Below are 22,234 nucleotides of genomic sequence, written 5' to 3' on the forward strand. Positions count from 1 at the left end.
TTTCAGCCCTCCGAACCTTCGGTGTTGACGGTACAGGTCAGCGTGGCTTCGCCGTCCTCCATGCCAGCCGACAACACGCCGATCTTGGTCAAGCGGCCATAGGTCTTGCCGTCCTTACCCAGCTTCAGCAAGGCTGACTGCGCAAGCTGCTGGACCGTGAGGCCAGGCAAGTAGCTGCGGTAGGTTTGCTCACCACCGTCACGTGACACCGCCACCTTGCGGACGCTGAACCCATAGACCTTGACCGGCTCGGCGAGCGTGACCGGCGTGACGCCTTGATCGGGATTCCATCCCGACTGCTTGAGCAGCGACTCAGCCAGTTCAAATCGTGGACCGATGACAGTGCAGCTCAGCGCCTGTTCGAGCTGCGCCTTGGTCTTGGCGTCCACGGGCTGCGACGCTCCGTTGCTGGAGGCAGGAGGCACGGTTGGCTTGATGACCGCGTTGGCGTCATACCCTACCAACCAGAGATTGGTCGGTGCGCCCGGCTGCCAGCCGGTGTCGAGCACCAGTTGCTGAACGAACCCTTGGAAGGCGAGCTGCTGCCGCTCGCTGATCGGCTGCCGGTCGGGGATGACCAGCATGGGCGGCTTGGGGCCAACAGTACGGACATTTCCGCTGTGCTCCACCGCCATCTGCTGCATGAAGAGGTGCAGGTTGGCGGCGCTGTTGACCGCGTACCCCACCGACTGTCCCCAGCACACCGAAAAGGCGGGCACGGCTTCGGACTTGGCCTTGCTCCACCAAATGGTGGCCGTGCCGATCCAGCAGTCGTTGCGAGACCAGTCCGTGACCGTGACAGCGACCCGGGGGAAGTAGGTCTTGGGTGTTCCGTCGTAGGGATGTTTGCTGAAGACGCCCGCCAGCGCTGTTGAACGGATGCCAGGAGCACCGGACGGCGCGCTTTGGTCTGGCTTTGCTTGATTGGCAACGACGGCTGGGCGAGGCTCGGTAGTAGGAGGCGGTGCCACGTTACCTTGGCCGGCCTTCGACACGCCACCCAAGGAGAGGTGAACCTTAGTCGAGCCGTCAGCCTGCGGCTGTGTCGTGACACAACCGGTCACGGTCATCACAACGGCCAGCCCAGCCAGCATCCGAAAGCAGAGTCCACTCATCCATCAGCTCCCTTTGATCCCAAGTTGAGCTGATTATGAAGACTATATTCGACATTGTCGAATATAGTCCGTGGATTAAAGGTCTCATGACGCCCATGCTCGGCGGTGATGGGACGAGACTACGAGCAAGTGCGTCAGGACTTGGCGCGCAACATGAAAGACTTCCGGGGCAAGCGTGGCTTGTCGCAGGAGGCGCTCGCCCTGAGTGCGGATGTGGATCGCACCTACGTGAGTCAGATCGAGCGCGCTGTGGGCAACCCATCCCTGCTGGTCCTGTGCAAGCTGGGCACGATCCTGGAGACCGACGTGCTTGATCTCTTGGCGGAGCAGACCAAGTGAACACGGGTGAGGCCACACGAATGGGGATGTCCGCAAAAAATGTATACGGAAGTGACTACGGAATGAGCCAAAACGCACTGATGCCCAGTGGAAATGGCACTTCCAAGGCCATCTTTCACTTTAACGTCTAATCCCTTCCCCGCAGCGTTTCTCTCGGCTGCCGGAAACGTAAAAATCCACGCTTCGGCGTGGATTTTTTTGTCCTGATATCCCCAGACTCAACCCATCACCCCCTCCCACACCGAAGGCCGGTTCTCGCTGCGCCACTTTTCGCCTGCCGTCGTTCCCGGCGCCGGCGGCTTCAAACCGTCAATCGTCCACAGCGAGAACGGCGTTTCGTCCACGTGCAGTTCCCAGCGCAGCCCATGCGCGGCGATGTAGGGTTGCAGGATACGGGTGCAGGCCGCCAGAAATTGCTGCTGCTCCGCATCGTTGTCCATGGCGCGCGCGATATGGTCAATGGTCACCCGCACGAAATCATCGGCCGGTTCGCCGCCGAGATAGGCCGAACCTGGCGGCAACGCGTGGAAGAAGACGTTGACGTAGAAGCGCGGCAAAAAGTCCTGGTACAGGGCGGTGACCTTCTGCGCAAGCGCGCGTTTATCGGCGGTGCTGAAGGCCGGTTCAGGGTGGTAAATCTGCCACAGTGGCATCGCGGTATCTCCTCGGTGAAGGCGTGGGTTTCCGGCCGGCGTTCAGACCATCGGCCACTGTTAAACATAAACTCCAATAATAAGAGTAATAACTCCAATCATTGAAGTGATCAAGCCGAGGCGATAAAATTATCCGCATTACGGCGGCAAACGGAGGCAAGGCAAAGTGAAAGCAAAAGGGTTTGAAGGCATGACGTGCTCGGTGGCCCACGTGCTGTCGGCATTGGGCGATCGCTGGGGCGCAATCCTCATGCGCGATCTGTTGCTGGGGCTCTCGCGCTATGACGATTTGCGCCAGTCGACCGGCATCACCAACAGCACGTTGGCCGATCGGCTCAGGGCACTGGAAGGCAGCGGCCTCATCGAAAAGCGGCAATACCAAACGCGCCCCGATCGCTACGAGTATCTGCCGACGGAGAAGGGAAAAGATCTCGGGCTGCTGGTGATGGCGATGATCCAGATTGGCGACAAATGGAACCTGTCCGAGCTGACCGGGCCGCCGCTGCACGTGGTTGACCGCGCGACCGGCCACCCCGCCACCCTGCGCGTGGTCGATGCCGTGACCGGCGAATCGCTGCCGCCGCAAAACCTGGCGCTGGCCGCCGGGCCCGGCGCCGATGAGATCACGCGATGGCGGCTGGCCGTCGGCAAAACCCGCTAACGGCACGCTACAACAGCGCAATCATCTTCAGCAGTTCGACCCGATTGCGGATGCCGAACTTTTTGCCGGCGTTATTGAGGTGCGAATAAACGGTTTTCGGGTGCAGGTTAAGCCGCCGCGCGGTCAGGCGGATATCTTCGGTGCGGGCGGTTTCACACAGCACCGCCGCCTCGCCAGGCGTGATTGCCGCCGCCCGCTGCCGGTTCACCACGTGTCGTTCGCTCGTCTCCTGGCGGGCCAGCGTTGCGCAGGTCTCTCGCACCACCTGCAGCGCTTCCCGTTTGTGCAAAACCGCATCCGGCTGCGCCGCAGCGATAAACGCCAGGATCAGCGGTGAAGTCTTATCGATGAAGAACAGTAACCGGACACCTTTATATTCACCGCGCGAATATTTAATGAATTCTAAATACGCCTCGAACCGGTAAATCTCCTGAGGAAACTCCATAATAATTAAATCAGGCGCCGGGCTTATATTTTTAATGATATTCATATTGGGTGAGGATAAGGTTATTACCCCGCCGCCCAATAATGTTTTCATGCCCAGCCGGCACAGCGGTGAACCGTCGATATAAATCACTCTCACTTTAATTCTCCTTATCAGCATGGACGCATGCTTCCACACCTCAGGCGGCTTGTCGCTGCTCTTTTTTGGGGTAATTCTCCTGCAAAGCACACCGATATAAAACATCTTGATAACATGTTTTTCAAATAATCAGGCAGCCGTCAGCACGTTGATTAATACGCAAAAAAGGCATGAATGTTTCAAATTATTTCAATCACAAAAACCGGCGATCCAATAAAATCGCAACGCAATGATATAGATCTATTTTCTATTTTGTATGATATAAGCAAAAATGAAAAAAAATGCAACAGCAGGCCTTCTCGTCTTATTGCCTTATTCGAAACACCTATAGGGAAAATTCTTAGTTTGTTAGGATGAAAATCCATGTTTGCCGACGCGTTTAAAAAACAATTGCGCAACATGATTAACCCACAACCGCACGTCAGTAATTTATTACTGTCAGGAAAGCTTTTCTCTAAAGTAAATTAAAGGGCATTTCACATGAATGTTAAATTAGTCGCATTATCCATGCTGGCTCTCTCCGGCGCCTGTGCGGCCGCTTCGTCCAATACGGTGCAATTTAAAGGCGAAGTCAGCACACAAACCTGCTCGGTGAATATTAACGGCAACCAATCCAACCCGGTCGTTCTGCTGCCGACCGTCGCCGCCAGCAAACTCGCCACCAAAGGCGCCACCGCCGGCGACACCACCTTCACCGTCAACGTGACCGGCTGTGCGGCCGCAACCAGCGATACGGCGATCAAAACCGTGCTGGCGGGCAACAACCCAACCACCAACGGCAACCTGGGCAACGCGGGCGATGCGGCCAAAGTGTCCATTCAACTGCTGGACAGCGACGCCACCACGCCGCTGTCGTTCGCCAGCGGTTCGACCGTCACCACGTCGGCGATGACGCTGGCCAAAGACGCCACCTCCACCTCGCAGAACCTGGTGGCCCGCTACTACGCGGAAGACACCGGCGTGGCGGCCGGTTCGGTGATCGCCACCGCACAGTTCGCCATTAGCTACAAATAAGCCGGCGTCAGGCGCCATACCTGTTGATGCCAGCGCCGCCCTTCGCCGGGCGGCGCTGAATGACTCGCTCCCTTTATCGGTTCACGTTTATGCCGCAGATAACCCGCTCCGCCCGCCGATGGGCCGCCCTGTCGCTTTGCCTGATGAGTTTTGCCGCTACCCACGCGTCGGCCAGCGTGACGCTGCTCGGCAACCGCGTGATCTACCCCGCCGAGGCGCGGGAAAAAACGCTGCAGTTCACCAATGACGACGGCACCCCGGCGCTGATGCAGATCTGGCTCGACATCAATAACCCCAAATCCACGCCGGAAAACGCCGATGCGCCCTTTGTCGCCTCGCCGCAAATCTTCCGCATGAATCCGCACAGCGGGCAGATGGTGCGGCTGTCGTTCGTCGGCCAGCCGCTGCCGCGCGATCGCGAATCGCTGTTCTATCTCAACTTCCTGCAGGTGCCCGCCGTGCGCCAGACGGACAGCGACAAGAACAAACTGCTGCTGGTAGTCACCAATCGGCTGAAGGTGTTCTATCGCCCCGCCGGGTTGGCCGGCGACGCCAACCACGTCATCGATCGGCTCAGCCTGCGCCAGGCCGGTAACGCGCTGCGCGTCGACAACCCGACCGGCTACTACGCCAACGTCAGCCAGGCCGCGATCCTGAGCGGCGCGAAGCGCATCGCCATCCCGCAGGCGGATCTGATCCCGCCGTTTTCGCAGGCCAGTTGGCCGGTGAACGGGGAGGTGCGGCAGGTCGCACTGCGCGTCATCAATGACTATGGGGTGGAAATCTCACGCACCCTGAACGTCGCGCGCTGAAACCAGACAGGGAGGTGTTCATGTTCGATGTCCGCAAGGCGACGCCGCTGCCCGCGCGCTGGTGTTGCGCGCTGCTGGCGCTGCCGCTGGGCTGCGCCGCCGCCGACGGCTATACCTTCGATCCCGCGCTGCTGCGCGGCAGCGTGCTGAGCAACAGCGCACTGAGCCAGTTCAACCAACAGGACGCCGTTGCCCCCGGCAGCTATCAGATCGATCTGTACCTCAACGGCCAGTTTCTCGAGCGCGACCAAATTCGCTTCGTGCGCGCAGGCAAGCAGGTGTTGCCCTGTTTCGATCGGCCGCAGCTGACGCGCTTCGGGCTGAAAAATCCGCCGGCGGCCGCCGAAGCAGAATGCCTGCTGCCCGGTCGGGATCTCAAGGACATTGCGGTGAACGCGGACATTTCGCGGCTGCGGCTGGATCTCAGCATTCCGCAGGCGCTGTTGAACGGCCAGCCGCGCGGCAGCGTCAATCCCGCCAGCCTGGACAGCGGAGAAACGATGGCCTTCGTCAATTACAACCTCAACCAGTACCACGTCAGTTACCGACAGGGGCAAACCCGCGATCTCGACTCGACCTACGCCAACCTGAACGGCGGGTTCAACCTCGGGCTATGGCGCTACCGCCAGCAGTCCAGCTACCGCTACGATCGCGAGTTCGGCGGCCACCTGGACACCAGCCGCCGCTACGTACAGCGTGCGATCTTGCCCTGGCGCAGCGAAATGCTGTTGGGCGAAGGCTTTACCGACGGGCACTTCTTCTCCGGCCTGGGCTTTCGCGGCATTCAGCTCAGTTCGGACGACCGCATGCTGCCGGATTCGCAGCGCGGCTATGCGCCGGTGGTACGCGGCGTGGCGAAAAGCAACGCGCGCGTGACGGTGCTGCAGGGCAAAAGCACGCTGTATGAAACCACCGTCGCGCCGGGGCCGTTCGCCATCAACGATCTGTACGCCACCAACTACGCCGGCGATCTCACCGTGGTGGTGACGGAAGCCGACGGCAGCGTCAGCACCTTCACCGTGCCGTTCGCTGCGGTGCCGGAATCCATCCGCCCCGGCCAGTCGCGCTACTCCGCGATCGTCGGCCGTTCCCGCTACGTCGGCGACAACGATCTGTTCAGCGAAGTGACCTGGCAGCACGGCCTGACCAACGCCCTGACCTTCAACCTCGGCAACCAGCTGGCGGACGGCTACCAGGCGATGATGCTGGGCGGGGTATACAGCAGCTGGCTGGGCGCCTTCGGCATGGACACCACCTATTCCCACGCCAGCCTGCCGGACGGCGGCGCCTCCGGCTGGATGCTGCACCTCTCTTACAGCCGAACCTTCAGCCCGACGGACACCACCTTATCCATCGCCGGCTACCGCTACTCCACCGAAGGCTTTCGCGATCTCAGCGACGTGCTCGGCGTACGGCGCGCCGCCACTACCGGCCAAAACTGGCAGTCCGACTCCTACCGCCAGCGTTCGCGCTTCGAGGTCGCCGTCAATCAGGGGATGGGGGCGTTCGGCAGCCTGACGATGTCCGGCTCGACTCAGGACTACCGCGATCAGCGCGGCCGCGACAATCAGCTCCAGCTGGGCTGGGGGAAAACCTTCGGCAACGGCGTGGCGCTTAACCTCTCCGTCACCCGCACCCGCAGCCTGGGCTACAGCAACGGCGACTACCGCGGCTACGGGCCGTTGGATAACGTCTACAGCGCGCCGCTGGCGCAAAACGCGCAGACCGTCACCGCCCTGTCGCTGAGCTTCCCGCTCGGCCGTTCGTCATCCGCCCCCAGCGTCTCGCTGTTGGCCAACCACAGCCAGGGACAGGGCGGCAACTATCAGGCTGCGCTGTCGGGCAGCGTCGGCGACGAACAGCCGGTCAGCTACGGCCTGAACTTCACCACCGACGACGATCGCCAACAAAGCATCTGGGGCGGCAACCTGCAAACCCGTCTGCCTTACGCCAACGTCACCGGCTCGTTCTCCACCGCGCGCCAGTACCGACAAGGCTCCCTGTCGTTGCAGGGGGCGGTGGTGGCTCACCGCGGCGGCGTAACATTAGGGCCGTATGTCGGCGACACCTTCGCCCTGATTGAGGCGCCCGGCGCCAGCGGCGCACGGGTGATGGACGGCCAGGGCGCGCGCGTCGATCGCTTCGGCTACGCCCTGGCGCCGTCGCTGGTGCCCTATCACTACAACACCGTCGCGCTGAACCCCGAGGGCATGAACGACAAAGCGGAACTGGAAGACGGCCAGCGGCGCGTCGCTCCTTATGCCGGTGCCACGGTGCGCCTGCACTTCAACACCGTGCGCGGCCAGGCGCTGCTGATCACCGCGCAGCGGCCCGATAACGCACCGATCCCGATGGGCGCCAACGTCCTTGACGCGGCAGGCAACTGCGTGGGCATGGTCGGCCAGGCCAATCAGGTGTATCTGCGCAGCGATAAGCGTGCCGGGGAACTGACGCTGAACTGGGGCGACGCCCCCGGCCAGCAGTGCACGCTGCATTACCGCCTGTCTGCCGGGGAAGACGGCCCGATTCAACGGCTCAGCGCCCCGTGCCGCTAGCCCGTTAAACTTATTTTCAGGAGAGACGATGAAACGCATTTTTTACCCGATCGCCGCCCTGGCGCTGCTCGCCCTGTCGCTGTTCGGCGCGCCCACCGCGCTGGCGCAATGCACCCGGGTCGCCCCCTGGATCGATTCCGGTTGCGATCCCTGCGGGGTGGGCACGGCGCTGGGCAGGGTTAACCTGACCAGCACTTACCTGCAGCCCGTCGGCACGCCGCTCGGCACCAGCGTGTTCGATCTCACCTCCGGCACGCGCTATCCCGATCCCAACAAAGTGTTGTATGAATGCGACGCCGGCGACGCGGGGCAGATCTATGAAGTCTTCGCCACCAACGGCGACGATCGCGTCGGCGGCTATTACGATCTGGGCGCCCAGGACGGTAACCCCAACTACTACGCCACCTACTTCCCCTACGTCGGCATCCGCCTGACCCATCTGGATTCCGGCAAGGTTTTTACCCGCTACTGGCAGTCGGCGCCGATTACCCGCTACGCCACCGTCGGCAGCAAAATTCAGATTCGGGTGAAAGACTTCAGCGCCATCCGTGCCGATCTGATCCGCATCAGCTCGCTGCCGGGCGCGGGCGCCAGCAACTACTGTGGCTACAGCGCCGGCAACCCGCTGGTGGGCATGGCCTCGACCACCGGCAATTCGAACTATACCTGCACGCAGCCGAACGGCTATGTCACCTTTCAGGGGCCCGGCATCGCCTCGGATCCTATCGGCAGCGACTCCGCCACCAACTACGCCACCTGGGGCACCGGGCGCTGGAACGCGATGGGCATGGGCACCGCACCGATCTCTTCGCTGACCTATACCGCCACCTGCGTGGCGCGCAACGTCACGCCGCTGGTGATCCTGCCGACCATTTCCGTCAGCCAGTTGACCGCCGGGCAAACCTCACAGGCGCAGTTCACCCTCAATATCGAATGCGACAACGCCGCCGTATCCGGCGTCAGCAGCAACAATACCGCCCTCGGCCTGCAGGTACCGTATGAAAGCTATGTCGCGGCGCAGCAGCTCGGGTTGGTCAGCGCCAACGGCGGCGTGAGCTACCTGCTCTCCGGCGGCTACGGCACCGACAGCAGCGTCGCCACCGGCGTGGGCATCGCACTCGCCAACGCCGGCAACGGCGCGCCGATGAACTTCGTCGGCTGGGCGCGTTGCAGCGCCGGGCAATGCCCGCAGGGCAACGACGCCGGCTGGTACCCGGTGCTCAACGGCGCCAGCGGCGGCGGCAGCACTGCGGCGGGGTTTACCCACTACACCACCCAGCTCACCGCCACGCTCGCCCGGCTGCCCGGGCAAACCGTCACCGCCGGCAAAGTGGACGCCAGGGCCTACGTCTGGGTTAAGGTGCAATAATGATGAGAAAGAAATATCTGACGATGGGATGCGCCTTGTTGCTGGCGCTGGCGGCCATGGGGGCGCAGGCAGGCATCATCGCCTCCGCCACCCGGATGATTTTCCGCGAGGGCGACACGGAAAAAACCCTGATGTTGCTCAACACCAACGGCTACCCGATCGTGGCGCAAACCTGGGTTGATAACGGCGACGTCAACGCCGCCCCCGAACTGTCGCACGCGCCGTTTGTTACCCTGCCCAGCGTGTTCGCTCTGCCGCCTTCGGCGCTGAAAGGGCTGCGGATCCTGTTTGCCGGCGCGAACCTGCCCACCGACAGGGAATCGGTGTTTTGGCTTAATCTGTATGAGATCCCACCCAGCCAGCCGATCACGCCGCCGCTGGCGTCGCGCGTGACGCTGGCGATGAACACGCAGATGAAAATCTTCTACCGCCCCAAAGCGCTGCCGGGGAATGCCGAAAACGCAGCCGAGGCCGTCTCGTTCACGCTGCAAAAAACGCCGGGCGGCTATCTGCTGCGCTGTCACAACCGGTCGGCGTTTTATCTCTCCTTCGCCCGCATCGCCGTGAAAACCGACAGGCGCGATTACCCGGTGCGGCAAGAAAGCGACATGATGACCGCACCGTTCAGCATGCGGGATTATCACCTCGACGGCGTTACGGCGCCGACACTCCCTTCACAGATCACCGTTCAGGCCACCCTCATCAACGACCAGGGCCAGCAGATCGTCAAGTCATACACAGCAAACCCATAACGATAAAAAGCAGCACATTTTTTAAGTACAGGAAATAGGGAAAAATGAGTCTAAGCAGATTCCAGCTACAGTTTCACCTGGAGAAACAGGCCAACAACATCAGGCAGTCACCGGCATTTCACACCGCCATCGTCAAACACGGGGAATTGTTGAAAGAGACCTACAAGAAGCATCCGCTGTTTTACAAAATCATTTTCAGGAACAGCCGGTTCATCATTTGTTCCACCATCCTGTCCATTTACTACCACCAGCCCACCGCCGGGCTGAAAGACATCAAAGCCTTTTTTAAAGGAAAGAACATGATCAGCGAGAACTCCCTGGACTCCTTTCTGTTCTTTTTGCGGGTCGGCCGCCGGCTGGAGGTCAAACCCTGCGAACATGACAAGCGCCAACTGCGCTATAAGCCTACGCCGCACGCGCTGGCGGAAACCCAGGCGTTGATCGCCTCCATGGCGCGGCCCTATCAGGCGCTGGCGCCACAGATGCCCATCGCGGCGCTGCTGGCGGCGCCCGACTTTCTGCCCACCTTTTTCGCCGCCTACGGGCAGCTGATGCTCAAGGAGATCTACCTGATCGATCTGGTGCAGCAATCCGGGCTGTTTATCAGCAAGGACGCCGGCCACATGGTGCTGCTGATGCTGCATATCGAAAGCATCCGGCAGAACTCCCCGTTTCTGCTGCTCTCCTCGGCGAAAATCGCCAAGTCATGCTCCGTCTCACGCGCGCACGTCAATCGCATTCTGCAGGCGGCGGAAAAATCGGGCCTGCTGACCACCACCAATAACGTGGTGATCGAACTCAACAGCTCGTTCTTTATCATGGCAGAGCGCTATTTCAGCCTCTATTTCGCGATGGTCGAATTCGGGCTTGAACGGGTTTTGCAAACGCAACGAGCGGCCGAGCACCGCTGAGCCATTTTACCGCTCCCGCAGCACCTTATCGATCAGCCCCCAGGCCGCCGCTTCGTCGGCGGTCATAAAGCGATCGCGATCCAGCGCCAGCTCCACCGCTTCATCGCTCAGGCCGCAATGTTGGGCGTACAGCCGAATCACTCGCTCTTTGGTGCGCTTCATCTCTTCGGCGTGGATCAAGATGTCGGAGGCCTGCCCCTGAAAGCCGCCCAGCGGCTGGTGCACGTGCAGGCTGGCGTTGGGCAGCGCCATGCGGTGCCCCGGTTCGCCGGCCATCAGCAGGAACGAGCCCATCGAACGCGCGGTGCCCATGCACAGCGTATGCACCGGCGCACGGATGTACTGCATGGTGTCGTAAATCGCCAGCCCGCTGGTGATCGCCCCGCCCGGCGAGTTGATGTACAGATGAATCGGTTTTTCCGGGTTTTCCGCCTCCAGAAACAGCAGCTGGGCGCACAGCATTTCAGCCACGTCGTCGTTGACTTCGCCGTTGAGGAACACGATCCGATCGCGCAGCAGACGCGAATAAATATCAAAGGAGCGTTCTCCCCGGCTGGTCTGTTCCACCACCATCGGGACGAGCATCATCTTCTCACGCATCGGTGAACTCCTGGGTTGGCAATAAGGGAAGTGTGTTTAACGCGTCAGGCGGCGCACATCATCGTCGTCGGGCCGTCGTTGGCGGCGTCAAGCTGGTGAATAATCCGCAGCAGGCTGCCACCGCCGGCATCCGGCACAATCTGCAGCGTCACCACGCTTTCGAGGAACGGCGGTTGGTCGTCACGCAGACGGTAGCTCACCGCCTCGCCCGGCGTGGTGGCCAGCGGCTCGGCCTGCGCCAGGTCGCCCGTCGGCAACCACTGCTCGCGCAGCTCGGGAATGCTGAGCGCCCGCCACACTTTTTCCGGCGGCGCATCGAGCGAATATTCCAACACCAGCCGATCGTGCGGCGGTTCAGCCCGTTTGTTCATTGATCCATGTCCTTCAGTAAGGTTTGCAGCGCGTCGATGCGCGCCGGCCACCAGGCGCGGTACTTCGCCAGCCAGTGGGCGATCTGCGCCAGCCCGTCCGGGTCGACCTGATAGTTGACGCAGCGCCCCTGCTTCGCCTCACGCACCAGCCCGGCATTGCGCAGCACCGCCAGGTGTTGCGACATCGCCGACTGGCTGATGGGCAGCCCTTCGCGCAACGCGCTGGCGTTCATGCTGCCGGCGGCGAGTTTGTCGAAGATGGTGCGGCGGGTCGGATCGGCCAACGCTTTGAAGATGTCATTTTCGTTCATATAAACACATTAGTATTCACTTATGCATTATGCAAACGCCGGGGCAGGAATTTTTTCCGCGAAGCGAGACTCCGCGCCGGAGCGCGGAGCCGATAGAGGAGAGATTACAGCGGCTTATTGCAAGCGGGCGTGGTCAGCGCGGGTTGCCCGGCCGGCGCCCCTTCCTGCGCTTCCAGCGCGAGACGCGCCAGCGGCATGTCTTCGTGGTAGCGCGCCTCGGCGTTCAGGGTCTTCGAGTAGCGGTTGTACTTCCACCAGGCGTATCCCAGGAACACCACCAACCCGCCGACGTTATAGAACACGATGGTCATGATGCTGGCGCCGGTCGGGAACGTCGAGGCGAAGAAACCGACGGTGAAGATGGCGATCAGCACGCTGACGATGGCGATGCCCTGCAGGCGCGAGCCCATTTTGAAATCGCGCGCCACCCGGTCGTACTTCAGCCGCAAATTCAGGTAGGCCAACATGATGAACAGCGGCGGCAGCATCGAGGCGGCGGCGGTCATGTTGATCAGCGTGTTCATCAAGTCCTGCACGCTGCTGGAACCCAGCGTTGGGATCAGCATCAGCGGGATGACGATGAAGAACTGGATCCAGGCCGCGCGTGTCGGCACGCCGTGCCGGTTCAGACGAATGGTTTTCTCGCCGAAAATGCCCTTCGGGATCTCGGTGAAGAAAATCTTCACCGGCGCCGCCGTCCACATCAACAGCGAGCCGAACATGGCGGTGAAGGAAACAATGCCGACAAAGCGGTTCATCAGCATCGTCGGCAGGCCGAAGTGCGCCGACAGCCCTTCGAACACCTGTACCGTACCGCCGGTAAAGTGCAGATCGGTGCGGTGCACGAAGACGTTGATCAGCAGCGATGACACCGAATACAGCACGCCGATGAACAGCCCGGAAACGATGATCACCTTCACGAAGGCGCGGCTGCCGCCTTTCACATCGTTCACGTACACCGCCACGGACTCCGCCCCGCCCGCCGCCTGGAAGATCCAGGCGGTAATGCCGAGGAACGCCCAGTTGAAGTTCGGCGTCATCGCCTGCACGTTGATCGGGTCGGCCGGCTCGATGCCGCCCAGCACCGCCGCGCCCGCCAGAACGATGTAGGAAAACGTCAGCAGCAGCATCAGCGACGAGGTCACCGAGGTCATCGGCCCCAGCAGTTTTGCGCCGCTGTTGGAGATGTAGGTCGAGAAGGCGAACAGGAAGATGCTGATGATCGCCGTGGTCAGCGGGGTAAACACATAGTCATAGCCCAGGAACGCGTAAGAAGCGTAGGCAATGACGCGCGGCAGCAGCGCGGTGAAAAAGAACAGGTTTACGAACCAATAGGTGTAGGCGGTGATAAACGCCCAGCGCCCGCCGAGCGCGCTTTTCACCCAGGCATAGACGCCGGCCTCGGAATTGCGGTTGAGCGAGACGAACTCGGCGATGATCAGACAAAAGGGAATGAAGTAAATGATCGTCGCCACCAGGAATACCGGCGACGAGGCGACTCCGAGCTGAATATTGTTGTTAATCACGTTGTTGAAACTGAACACTGCCGCAAACGTCATCGACAGCAGGCCAAACTTGCCGATGGTGTTTCTGTTCGACGCAGCCATAGAGATTCTCCGAATGGTGTAGGGGACTTCGGTTTGTTGTTATCGATCGGCGGGCGCGCTATTTATTGACGAAATAGCTGTCTTCCACCGTCACTTTTAAAATGACTTTTTTTACCTTGCCGCTTTCTGTGAAGCGCTGAGCCTGGTGGTTTTCGAAGATCACCACGTTGCCTTTTCCGACCCGGTGCCTCTCGCCTTCGCCGCTAAAAAACTCGCGGTCGGTTTCGTCCTGATAGGGCGCCACCGTCGTCAGCGCCCGCTTGTCGGCGACCTCGACGGTCTCTTCCCCCTCGAGGTAATAGTGCACGTCGAAGTAACGGCGGTTACCCTCCAGCCAACCGTGCCGGCGGCCGGCGCCGAGGCTCAGCCGATAGGTCAGCGAGTCGCCGATCGAATGGCATACGTTTGGGCTGATGCGATCGACATTGGCGATCGCCTCCATGCAGCGCAGCCACTTCTTGCCGCTGTGATAAATGCGCTGGAACTCCGCCAGGGATTCGAGAATGATCATGCGTTTTCCTCCGCAGGCTGCGGGTGATGGTGAGTGGGCGCGAAGTCATAACCGGCGAGCGCGGCGCCCTGCGTTTGCCGCCCGTCGAACGGCACCAGCGTGAAGCCGTAGCTGAACGGCGCCAGATAGACCCGGTGGGTATCCAGCACTTCGGAGCCCCAGGAGTTGGAGCCGAGGCCGAGGATCTGGTCGTCCAGGTTCAGCGTCAGGCAGTCGCTCGGTTCCAGCTCGTTGATGTGTTGGGCCTGGTGCAGCATCTCGGCGCTGTAAGGCCACAGGCTGAAATTGATCGGCCGCCGCGGCTGGATGAAGATCCCCTTGCCCGCCGCGTCCTGCAGGCTCAGCCAGCGCACGTCCTGCCGGTTGCCGTTGTCCTGCGGGAACGGATAGTGTTCGAACAGCGCGTCGGCGCGCTGCCGGTAGCGGCCGATAAGGTTGGCCCGGCAGCTGTCGCGGTAGTTCTCGCCCGGCCCGCGGCCGTAGTATTCCACCTGCTCGAAGCGGCGACTGATGCCGAAATCGAGACCGATTTTCGGGATAATCTGCCGGAAATCGCCGTAAGGCTCACCGGACAGATCCAGGCTGACGTAGCCCTGCGCGGAGATGCGCCAGCGGTAGGTGCAGCGCATGCCGAAGTCGAACACCGGCGGCGCGATCAGGCTGTGCACCTCGAGCAGCAGATCTTCGCCCTGCCATTGCCGGCTGAGGCGGCGGAAATGCTGCTGCATGATGGGGAAATGTTGCGGCAGCCAAATCCCCTCATATTCCTGTTTATGGTTATCGATCACCGGTTTGAAGAAGGTGATGCGCGGCGCGCGCCCCACCACGTCTTCACCGTCTACCCGCCACGACAGCAGTTCGCCGCTCAGCAGCGAGAATGCCAGCTGGAAACGGCCGCCGCTGACGATCAGCTGATGATGTTCCTCGCGGCATTGCAGCGCCGGCGCATCGGCCAGCGGTGGAGCCGGCAGCCGCGTCGCCGCCTGGCGCAGATGCTGATAATGCCCCAGCCGCTGGCCGCTCTCGCTGTAGCGGGTGGCGCTGTCCTTATGCACCGCCACGTCGACCAGCGTTTCCCCCTGCCCCAGCGCCAACACCGGCAGATGCATGTCTTCGCTCTCGCCCGGCTGCAGATGCGGCAGCTTGAATTCGTAACTTGCCACCTGGCGGCCGTCGGTCTTGACGCTGACCTTCAACGTGATGTCCGCCAGCGAGCTGAACCAATAGCGGTTTTTCACCCGCAGCACGTCACCCGCGCCCTCTTCCGCCGTCACCTCCACCGGGCACAGCACCTGCTGGTATTCCCGCAGGCCGGGGCCGGGTCGCTGGTCCGGATAGATCAGGCCGTCCATGCAGAAGTTGTAGTTGTTCGGGTAGTCGCCGTAATCGCCGCCGTACTGGTAGCGCTCGCGCCCCTGCTCGTCGTGGCTCAGCAGCCCGTGATCGCACCACTCCCAGATGTAGTGCCCCTGCAAACTGGCGTGACGGTTGAACACCGACTGGTATTCGAACAGCCCGCCGGGGCCATTGCCCATCGCGTGGGCGTACTCGCACAGGATGCGCGGTTTGGAGTGCGGGTATTCGCCGAAGGCGTTCATCATCGCCACGCGGGAATACATGGTGCTGATCACGTCGGTCACTTCGGCGTCGCGATCTTCTTCATAGTGGATCAGACGGGTCGGATCGAGCGCCTTGCAGCGCCGGGCCATGGCGCGAATGTTGCAGCCGTAGCCGGACTCGTTGCCCAGCGACCAGATGATGATCGACGGGTGGTTTTTCTGCGCCGCCACGTGGCGCTCGATGCGCTCGACGTAGGCCTGTTCCCAACGAGGATCGTCGGTGATGCGGCTCAGATCGCCGACGTTGGCGAAGCCGTGGCTTTCCAAATCGGTCTCCGCCATCACGAACAGGCCATAGAGATCGCACAGCTCGTAAAAGCGCGGATCGTTGGGGTAATGGGCGGTGCGCACCGAGTTGATGTTGTGCTGCTTCATCAGCACGATGTCGCGCTCTACCCGCGCCATATCGACGGCGCGCCCTTTGCGGTGATCGTGATCGTGGCGGTTGACGCCGTGCAGCTTGAGGTAGCGCCCGTTGACGTACATCAGCCCGTCGCGCACCGCGATCTCGCGGAAACCCACCCGCTGCGGCACCACGCCCAGCAGGTTGCCGGCGCCGTCATACAGGCTGAGCAGCAGTTGATACAGATAGGGATTTTCCGCATTCCACTGCTGCGGGCAGCTGACCGGCAGTTCGAAACGGCAGCTCAGCACCTGCTCGATGCGCAGATCGTCGCGCCACTGCTCCGCCACGCAGCGATCGCCGTCGAACAGCTGCGCCTGCAGGCGGCAGCCCTCGGCGGCCTGCGATCCGAGATGATGCAGTTCGGCATCGATCGCCAACTGTGCGTCGCAGTAGCGTTCATCGAAGGTGGTGACCAGCGTTAGGTCGTGAAGGTGAGTGGCGCTCTGGCCGATCAGATAGACGTCGCGGAAGATGCCGGCCATCCACCACATGTCCTGATCTTCGATGTAGGTGGAATCGGCCCACTGCATCACCCGCACCGACAGCAGGTTCTCGCCCTGCCGCACATAGGGGCTGATGTCGAACTCGGCGCACAGCCGGCTGCCCTTGCTGAAGCCGACATAGTCGCCGTTGACGTACACCTCGAAGTAGGTTTCCACGCCGTCGAATTTGATCAGCACCTGCTGATCTTGCCAGCCGGCGTCGAGCGTAAAGTGGCGCTGATAGGCGCCGGTGGGGTTGTTGGTCGGCACGTAAGGCACGTCGATCGGGAACGGGAAGCCCTCGTCGGTGTACTGCAGGTGGCCGTGCCCTTCCAGCTGCCACATGCCCGGCACCGCCATATCGCCCCAATCGTTCATCGGCTCCCGATAAAACGCCGCCGGCACCTGCGCCGGGTGCTCGAAGAAGCGAAAACGCCAGCGGCCGCTCAGCAGCTGGAAGCGCCGGCTGGCGTTGCGATCGAAGCTCAGCGCCTGCTCGGCGTCCGCGTAGCTGAAGAAGCTCGCGCGCGGCGCCAACCGGTGCTCCGACTGTTTATCAATGTTTTCCCAATTATTCACGTCACGTCTCCCGACACCTGTGCAATGCGGAAACGATAGTAAATATTTAGTAAAAACTACAGTTGATATTTACCAAATGACGACGGGATCACAATAAATCTCAAATGCCTTTTTTTATCATGACGTTAATTTGGGGCGCCAACGCGACGCCCCGCCGAGGCGGGGGCCGGTCAGGCGACGGTGGTGTCGCGCAGCTGCAGCGAGCTGGGAACGAAGATCGACAGCGGGACGGCGCGCTCATCGCGCAGGCGCTCCGCCAGCAGGTTGACGGCCTGTGCGCCCATGGTTTCCGAAGGGATGCGCACCGTGGACAAGGCGGGGAAAATAAAGCGGGCGGTGGGAATGTCGTTGACGCTGATCAGCGCGATCTGCCCCGGCACCTGAATGCCGTGTTCGTGCAGCGCGCGCAGCACACCGATCGCGATCGAATCGGTCGCCACCAGCAGCGCCGGCGGATAGCCATTCTTGCTCTGCAACATCGCTTTGGCGCACTGGTAGCCCGACTGGCTGCTGAAATCACCGTGGTAAATATCCTGCGCTCGCACCACGTTTTGCTGCCGGCCATACTCGACGAACGCCTGCTCGCGCTGGTCGATACCGGCCGGATCGTCGCGCCCGCCGATAAAGCCGATGCGCTGATAGCCGCGGCCGATGAAGTAGTCGATCACCTTGCGGCTGATCTTGTACAGGTCGACATTGACGCAGTCGAACCGCTCATCCTCCACCACGCCGTCGACGAATACGACCGGCGTTTCCTGCTGCCTGAGCTGCTCATACAGCGCGGGCTGTGGCCGGCCGATCACCAGCAGGCCGTCGGCCGCCGGCAGCGCCTTGTCGCCGTTGAAGTCATAACCGGCGCTCAGCGCCACGCCCAGCTTTTCGCACTGCGTTTCGATGCCGTAGCGCATCGCCAGGTAATAGGGATCGTTGATCTCCACGCCCTGCGTATAGGTGAACAGCGCGGCGAAATGCAGGCGTTGCCCGCTTTGCCGTTTGGAAGGCGCGACCTTGTATTCGAGGCGCTCCGCCGCTTCCAGGATCTTCTGGCGGGTTTGCGCCTTCACGCTCAGGGTGGGGTCGTCATTCAACACGCGCGAAACGGTGGCGACGGACACATTAGCGGCTTCAGCAATTTCCTTCAGTGTGGCCATAGAGTCCCAATGCACAGACGAAAAACAGTAGCTTAATCGGATAGCGCCGCGGCGTACAGCGCCGCCCGCCTCCTCTCCTTCCCAGACCGGGCCAGCGCACGCTCATGCCAGCCGTTGCCGGGCGTCTGCAGCGAAAGATACCCATTTCGCCCGCTGTGATCAAGTTAACGCTTTACTGATTTAAGCATATTTTTTACTAAATATTTTACTAATATACCTGCCGTTTACCGCCCCATGAGGGCGGACTTTTTATCTTCTCCCAGGGATCCGGGAGCGACCTCGCGTGAGCCGCCGCTCGGCTGACGTTCCGATCCATCCAACACCAGGCTATGCCCCATGAAATCACTAAGCCATCACGCCCTGTTGCCCTTGTTGCTGCTCGTTAATGCGCCCGCCTGGGCGGTGCAGGAACCGGTGGCCCCGGCGGAGCGCAATCAGCTGCCACCGCCGCCGCTACCCGATAGCACCGCGACCGCCCTGCGCTTTTACGGCGAGCTCGGCATCGGCGGCAGCGTCTATTTGAACGGCGAACATCAGCATCAATACAGCGACGGCACCTATATCGAAGGTGGCCTGGAGATCAAACGGGGCCACTGGTTCGGCCTGATTTACGGCGAAGGCTGGACCGTGCAGGCGGACAGCCAGGGCCACGCCTGGACGCCGGACCACAGCTGGGGCGGCTTCGAGGGTGGGTTGAACCGCTTTTACGGCGGTTACCGCACCGACGACGGCACCGAGATGATGCTCAGCGTGCGCAACGATTCGTCGCTCGACGATTTGCAGTGGTGGGGCGACTTCACGCCGGAGTATGGCTACGTGATCCCCAACACCCGCGATCTCAGCCACGCCGCCAAGCTGCAAAACCTGACCGGGCGCTTTCGCTACAGCGTGACGGCGGCCCCGGAAAGCCGCATCGACGAGAGCAAGGCGCTGCTGCACTTCGGTAAATACGACCGCTATTCCGACAAGTATACCTACCGAGCGATGGTCAACGGCTACACCCAGTACGACCTGCAGGACAATCTGACGCTGCTGACCGGCCTGGAAGTGACCGACGGCCTGGGGCAGCTGTTTCTGCTGGGGCTGCGCGGCACACACCTGGCCGGCCGCGTCTGGCACCACACCGGCAAAGGCGACAGCGGCGGCCATCCCGGCAGCGAATCGGGCCTGATGCTCAGCGCGATGACGGAAACCGCCAAAGGGCTGTATCTCTCCACCGCCTACAGCTACGCCCGCCACCGGTTTGATAGCGCGGCGGATACCGCCACCTCATACGCCCAGTTTGGCGTCTGGTACGAATACGCCGGCGGCAAGCTGGCCACCGCGCTGGACAGCAAATTCTTCATGCGCAACGACAGCACCGGTGCCAGCAACTCCTTGTTTCTGATGCAATATTTCTATTGGTAACCGTTGAGGCTCCTACGATGAACATGATTCCCCTGACCCCGCTGGCCACCGCCCTCATCCTCGCATTGGCGCTGACGGGGTGTGCGCCGAACACACCCGACGCCGACGCCCCGTTGGCCGAGCGCTATAAAAACGTCATCGACCGCCGCGGCGCGCCGCACTTTATGCTCGATTACGATTTCGACGATCACCAGCGCTTCAATCCGTTCTTCGATCTCGGCGCCTGGCACGGCCACCTGTTGCCGAGCGGGCCGGAAGGCATGGGCGGTTTCCCCGGCCCGGCGCTGCTGACCGAAGAGTACATCAACTTTATGGCCAACAATTTCGATCGGCTCAGCGTCTATCGAGACGGTAAACCGGTGCATTTCACCATGACGGCCTACAGCCTGCCCGGCGCCCTGGTGCAGCGGCTCAGCGCGCCGGGCGTGACCGTCAACCTGACGCTGCGCTTCGCCGCCGCGCGCACCTCGCTGCTGGAAACCCAAATCCTGACCGACACGCCGCTGGAGCTGGTGTGGGACGGTGAATTGCTGGAGCGCTACGCGGCCAAAGAGCAAAAACCGCAGCCGCCGGCGACCCTCGAGCAGGCGTTTCCGGACTATACGCGCCGCATTGTGCCGACGGCTGACGGCCTGCGCGTCACCTTCGGCAAGGTGCGCGCGCCGTCGCAGCTGATGACCTCGGGCCAGTCCGAGTATCAGATCCACAAATCGCTGCCGCAACGCACCACGGTCGACGGCCACCGCTTCCGCGCCACGGCGCGCATCACCGGCTCCACCACCCTGTACACCACCTACTCGCACCTGCTCACCGCCGAAGAGGCGCAGCGCGAACAGCGCGCTATCGCCGATATCCTCGCTCACCCGCAGCGCTATATGGCCGCGTCGGCCCAGCGTTGGGAAGGCTATCTCGCCACTGGGCTCAGCAACCCGCACGCCACGCCGGAACAAACCCGTGTGGCGGTCAAAGCGATGGAAACGCTGAACGGCAACTGGCGCGGCGCAGCCGGGGCGATGAAGTTCGACTCGGTCACCCCGTCGGTGACCGGGCGCTGGTTCTCCGGCAACCAAACCTGGCCGTGGGACACCTGGAAACAGGCCTACGCCATGGCGCACTTCAACCCGGACGTGGCCAAGGACAACATTCGCGCAGTGTTCGCCTTCCAGATCCGGCCGGGCGACGCCCTGCGCCCGTGGGACGCCGGTTTTCTGCCCGACCTTATCGCCTACAACCCCAGCCCGGAGCGCGGCGGCGACGGCGGCAACTGGAACGAGCGCAACACCAAGCCGAGCCTGGCGGCCTGGGCGGTGATGGAAGTGTATCGCGTCACCGGCGATAAGGGCTGGCTGGCGGAGATGTACCCGAAGCTGGTGGCCTACCATGACTGGTGGCTGCGCAACCGCGATCACAACGGCAACGGCGTGCCGGAGTACGGCGCCACCCGCGACAAAGCGCACAATACCCCCGACGGGCGCATGTTGTTTGCCGTCAAACGCGGGCAGCGCGAGCAAACGCTGGCCGGCCTCGACAATTACGATCGCATCGTGCGCGAGGGGCAGTACGACAGCATAGAGATCCCGGCGCAGACCGCCGCCTCCTGGGAGTCGGGCCGCGACGATGCGGCGGTATTCGGCTTTATCGATCCGGATCAATTGGCGCGCTATGTGGCGCAGGGCGGCAAACGCGAAGACTGGCAGGTAAAATTCGCCGAAAACCGCGCGCCGGACGGTACGCTGCTCGGCTACTCGCTGCTGCAGGAGTCGGTGGATCAGGCCAGCTATATGTACAGCGACAACCGCTATCTGGCAGAGATGGCCGATATTCTGGGCCGCGGCGCCGAGGCCGCCGCCTTTCGCGCCAAAGCCGACCGGCTGGCGGCCTACATCAACACCTGCATGTTCGACAAGCAGAGCGGTTTCTTCTATGACATCCGCATCGAAAGCCGGCCGTTGGCCAACGGCTGCGCCGGCAAACCGATCGTCGAACGCGGCAAAGGGCCGGAAGGCTGGTCGCCGCTGTTCAACGGCGCCGCCAGCCAGCCGCACGCCGATGCGGTGGCCAGGGTGATGAAGGATCCGCGCGAGTTCAATACCTACGTGCCGCTCGGCACCGCGGCGCTGACCAATCCGGCGTTCGGCGCGGACATCTACTGGCGTGGCCGCGTGTGGGTCGATCAGCTGTATTTCGGCCTCAAGGGCATGGAGCGCTACGGCTATCGCGACGATGCGGTGGCGATGGCGCAGGCCTTCTTCCGCCACGCCGACGGCCTGGTCGCCGACGGGCCGATCCGCGAGAACTACAACCCGCTCACCGGCAAGCAGCAAGGCGCGCCGAACTTCTCCTGGAGCGCGGCGCACCTGTACATGCTGTATAACGACTTCTTCACGCAATAAGCCGCAGCGGCCACCGCCATCGTTGCCCGGCGG

Annotated in this window: 20 protein-coding genes; 10 read left to right on the plus strand and 10 right to left on the minus strand. The window is 61.9% G+C overall.

Going from position 1 to position 22,234, the window contains the following annotated elements; all coding sequences use genetic code 11:
• Positions 1-2: 2 nt before the first annotated feature.
• The gene (locus GF111_RS02475; protein WP_047727745.1) at positions 3-1,115 is read right to left on the minus strand and encodes a hypothetical protein; all 1,113 of its coding nucleotides are present in this window, start codon (positions 1,113-1,115) and stop codon (positions 3-5) included.
• Positions 1,116-1,268: 153 nt separating this feature from the next.
• On the opposite strand from GF111_RS02475, the gene GF111_RS02480 reads away from it, so the two are divergent.
• Positions 1,269-1,454 carry a helix-turn-helix domain-containing protein gene (locus tag GF111_RS02480; RefSeq protein ID WP_224217808.1) on the plus strand — a complete coding sequence of 62 codons (186 nt, stop codon included), beginning with the start codon at positions 1,269-1,271 and terminating at the stop codon, positions 1,452-1,454.
• A 218-nt stretch (positions 1,455-1,672) separates the two neighbouring features.
• Here the strand turns inward: GF111_RS02480 and GF111_RS02485 are convergent, their stop codons facing one another.
• The gene (locus tag GF111_RS02485; RefSeq protein ID WP_038872004.1) at positions 1,673-2,107 is read right to left on the minus strand and encodes a tautomerase family protein; all 435 of its coding nucleotides are present in this window, start codon (positions 2,105-2,107) and stop codon (positions 1,673-1,675) included.
• 166 nt (positions 2,108-2,273) lie between these two features.
• Between GF111_RS02485 and GF111_RS02490 the strand changes: the two genes are divergently transcribed.
• Positions 2,274-2,768 carry a helix-turn-helix domain-containing protein gene (locus GF111_RS02490; RefSeq protein ID WP_147191876.1) on the plus strand — a complete coding sequence of 165 codons (495 nt, stop codon included), beginning with the start codon at positions 2,274-2,276 and terminating at the stop codon, positions 2,766-2,768.
• A gap of 7 nt (positions 2,769-2,775) precedes the next feature.
• On the opposite strand, the gene GF111_RS02495 is transcribed toward GF111_RS02490, so the two are convergent.
• Positions 2,776-3,456, minus strand: coding sequence for a helix-turn-helix transcriptional regulator (locus GF111_RS02495; protein WP_224217809.1), 681 nt, complete (start codon positions 3,454-3,456; stop codon positions 2,776-2,778).
• Between the two features lie 375 nt (positions 3,457-3,831).
• On the opposite strand from GF111_RS02495, the gene GF111_RS02500 reads away from it, so the two are divergent.
• The 6 genes from GF111_RS02500 to GF111_RS02525 are packed head-to-tail and all read left to right on the plus strand — an operon-like array spanning position 3,832 to position 10,764.
• Positions 3,832-4,365 carry a fimbrial protein gene (locus tag GF111_RS02500; RefSeq protein ID WP_015377562.1) on the plus strand — a complete coding sequence of 178 codons (534 nt, stop codon included), beginning with the start codon at positions 3,832-3,834 and terminating at the stop codon, positions 4,363-4,365.
• Between the two features lie 59 nt (positions 4,366-4,424).
• Positions 4,425-5,177 carry a molecular chaperone gene (locus GF111_RS02505; protein ID WP_223182005.1) on the plus strand — a complete coding sequence of 251 codons (753 nt, stop codon included), beginning with the start codon at positions 4,425-4,427 and terminating at the stop codon, positions 5,175-5,177.
• 20 nt (positions 5,178-5,197) lie between these two features.
• Positions 5,198-7,732, plus strand: coding sequence for a fimbria/pilus outer membrane usher protein (locus GF111_RS02510; protein ID WP_060442614.1), 2,535 nt, complete (start codon positions 5,198-5,200; stop codon positions 7,730-7,732).
• A 28-nt stretch (positions 7,733-7,760) separates the two neighbouring features.
• Positions 7,761-9,101: a fimbrial protein gene (locus GF111_RS02515; protein ID WP_060442615.1), complete on the plus strand. Its 1,341-nt coding sequence runs from the start codon at positions 7,761-7,763 to the stop codon at positions 9,099-9,101.
• Entirely contained in the window at positions 9,101-9,853 is a 753-nt protein-coding gene (locus GF111_RS02520; RefSeq protein WP_224217810.1) for a molecular chaperone, read from the plus strand. Before GF111_RS02515 ends, GF111_RS02520 begins: the two co-directional genes overlap by 1 nt.
• Before the next feature lie 44 nt (positions 9,854-9,897).
• Positions 9,898-10,764 (plus strand): hypothetical protein, encoded by an 867-nt coding sequence (locus GF111_RS02525; protein ID WP_147191907.1) that lies wholly within the window; start codon positions 9,898-9,900, stop codon positions 10,762-10,764.
• Positions 10,765-10,770: 6 nt separating this feature from the next.
• Here GF111_RS02525 and GF111_RS02530 read toward each other — a convergent pair whose 3' ends face one another.
• From GF111_RS02530 to ebgR, 7 genes are all read right to left on the minus strand, one after another.
• A complete protein-coding gene (locus GF111_RS02530) occupies positions 10,771-11,364 on the minus strand; it encodes an ATP-dependent Clp protease proteolytic subunit (RefSeq protein WP_038871984.1) in 594 nt (197 codons plus the stop codon).
• Between the two features lie 44 nt (positions 11,365-11,408).
• Positions 11,409-11,735 (minus strand): SRPBCC domain-containing protein, encoded by a 327-nt coding sequence (locus GF111_RS02535; RefSeq protein ID WP_038871982.1) that lies wholly within the window; start codon positions 11,733-11,735, stop codon positions 11,409-11,411.
• Positions 11,732-12,046: a helix-turn-helix transcriptional regulator gene (locus tag GF111_RS02540; protein ID WP_134266960.1), complete on the minus strand. Its 315-nt coding sequence runs from the start codon at positions 12,044-12,046 to the stop codon at positions 11,732-11,734. Before GF111_RS02540 ends, GF111_RS02535 begins: the two co-directional genes overlap by 4 nt.
• Before the next feature lie 104 nt (positions 12,047-12,150).
• Positions 12,151-13,653 (minus strand): amino acid permease, encoded by a 1,503-nt coding sequence (locus GF111_RS02545; RefSeq protein ID WP_038871978.1) that lies wholly within the window; start codon positions 13,651-13,653, stop codon positions 12,151-12,153.
• A gap of 58 nt (positions 13,654-13,711) precedes the next feature.
• Positions 13,712-14,164, minus strand: a complete 453-nt coding sequence (locus GF111_RS02550) for a beta-galactosidase subunit beta (RefSeq protein WP_048233457.1) — start codon at positions 14,162-14,164, stop codon at positions 13,712-13,714.
• Entirely contained in the window at positions 14,161-17,250 is a 3,090-nt protein-coding gene (ebgA, locus tag GF111_RS02555) for a beta-galactosidase subunit alpha (protein WP_147191749.1), read from the minus strand. Before ebgA ends, GF111_RS02550 begins: the two co-directional genes overlap by 4 nt.
• Positions 17,251-17,420: 170 nt before the next feature.
• Positions 17,421-18,401 (minus strand): transcriptional regulator EbgR, encoded by a 981-nt coding sequence (gene ebgR, locus GF111_RS02560; RefSeq protein WP_038871971.1) that lies wholly within the window; start codon positions 18,399-18,401, stop codon positions 17,421-17,423.
• A 336-nt stretch (positions 18,402-18,737) separates the two neighbouring features.
• On the opposite strand from ebgR, the gene ygjJ reads away from it, so the two are divergent.
• Complete coding sequence (gene ygjJ, locus GF111_RS02565; protein WP_147191184.1) at positions 18,738-19,808, plus strand: protein YgjJ; 1,071 nt, start codon at positions 18,738-18,740, stop codon at positions 19,806-19,808.
• A gap of 17 nt (positions 19,809-19,825) precedes the next feature.
• A complete protein-coding gene (gene ygjK, locus GF111_RS02570) occupies positions 19,826-22,201 on the plus strand; it encodes an alpha-glucosidase (protein ID WP_147191182.1) in 2,376 nt (791 codons plus the stop codon).
• Positions 22,202-22,234: the final 33 nt, after the last annotated feature.

It is taken from the genome of Serratia sp. HRI, assembly GCF_010119335.3.
Lineage (GTDB): Bacteria > Pseudomonadota > Gammaproteobacteria > Enterobacterales > Enterobacteriaceae > Serratia > Serratia nevei.

What these genes read in the sequence shown, in the direction of transcription:
- GF111_RS02475 (WP_047727745.1), bottom strand. Translation starts at nt 1,115, where the DNA reads ATGAGTGGACTCTGCTTTCGGATGCTGGCTGGGCTGGCCGTTGTGATG.
- GF111_RS02480 (WP_224217808.1), top strand. Translation starts at nt 1,269, where the DNA reads ATGAAAGACTTCCGGGGCAAGCGTGGCTTGTCGCAGGAGGCGCTCGCC.
- GF111_RS02485 (WP_038872004.1), bottom strand. Translation starts at nt 2,107, where the DNA reads ATGCCACTGTGGCAGATTTACCACCCTGAACCGGCCTTCAGCACCGCC.
- GF111_RS02495 (WP_224217809.1), bottom strand. Translation starts at nt 3,456, where the DNA reads ATGTTTTATATCGGTGTGCTTTGCAGGAGAATTACCCCAAAAAAGAGC.
- GF111_RS02500 (WP_015377562.1), top strand. Translation starts at nt 3,832, where the DNA reads ATGAATGTTAAATTAGTCGCATTATCCATGCTGGCTCTCTCCGGCGCC.
- GF111_RS02505 (WP_223182005.1), top strand. Translation starts at nt 4,425, where the DNA reads ATGACTCGCTCCCTTTATCGGTTCACGTTTATGCCGCAGATAACCCGC.
- GF111_RS02510 (WP_060442614.1), top strand. Translation starts at nt 5,198, where the DNA reads ATGTTCGATGTCCGCAAGGCGACGCCGCTGCCCGCGCGCTGGTGTTGC.
- GF111_RS02515 (WP_060442615.1), top strand. Translation starts at nt 7,761, where the DNA reads ATGAAACGCATTTTTTACCCGATCGCCGCCCTGGCGCTGCTCGCCCTG.
- GF111_RS02520 (WP_224217810.1), top strand. Translation starts at nt 9,101, where the DNA reads ATGATGAGAAAGAAATATCTGACGATGGGATGCGCCTTGTTGCTGGCG.
- GF111_RS02525 (WP_147191907.1), top strand. Translation starts at nt 9,898, where the DNA reads ATGAGTCTAAGCAGATTCCAGCTACAGTTTCACCTGGAGAAACAGGCC.
- GF111_RS02530 (WP_038871984.1), bottom strand. Translation starts at nt 11,364, where the DNA reads ATGCGTGAGAAGATGATGCTCGTCCCGATGGTGGTGGAACAGACCAGC.
- GF111_RS02535 (WP_038871982.1), bottom strand. Translation starts at nt 11,735, where the DNA reads ATGAACAAACGGGCTGAACCGCCGCACGATCGGCTGGTGTTGGAATAT.
- GF111_RS02540 (WP_134266960.1), bottom strand. Translation starts at nt 12,046, where the DNA reads ATGAACGAAAATGACATCTTCAAAGCGTTGGCCGATCCGACCCGCCGC.
- GF111_RS02545 (WP_038871978.1), bottom strand. Translation starts at nt 13,653, where the DNA reads ATGGCTGCGTCGAACAGAAACACCATCGGCAAGTTTGGCCTGCTGTCG.
- GF111_RS02550 (WP_048233457.1), bottom strand. Translation starts at nt 14,164, where the DNA reads ATGATCATTCTCGAATCCCTGGCGGAGTTCCAGCGCATTTATCACAGC.
- ebgR (WP_038871971.1), bottom strand. Translation starts at nt 18,401, where the DNA reads ATGGCCACACTGAAGGAAATTGCTGAAGCCGCTAATGTGTCCGTCGCC.
- ygjJ (WP_147191184.1), top strand. Translation starts at nt 18,738, where the DNA reads ATGAAATCACTAAGCCATCACGCCCTGTTGCCCTTGTTGCTGCTCGTT.
- ygjK (WP_147191182.1), top strand. Translation starts at nt 19,826, where the DNA reads ATGAACATGATTCCCCTGACCCCGCTGGCCACCGCCCTCATCCTCGCA.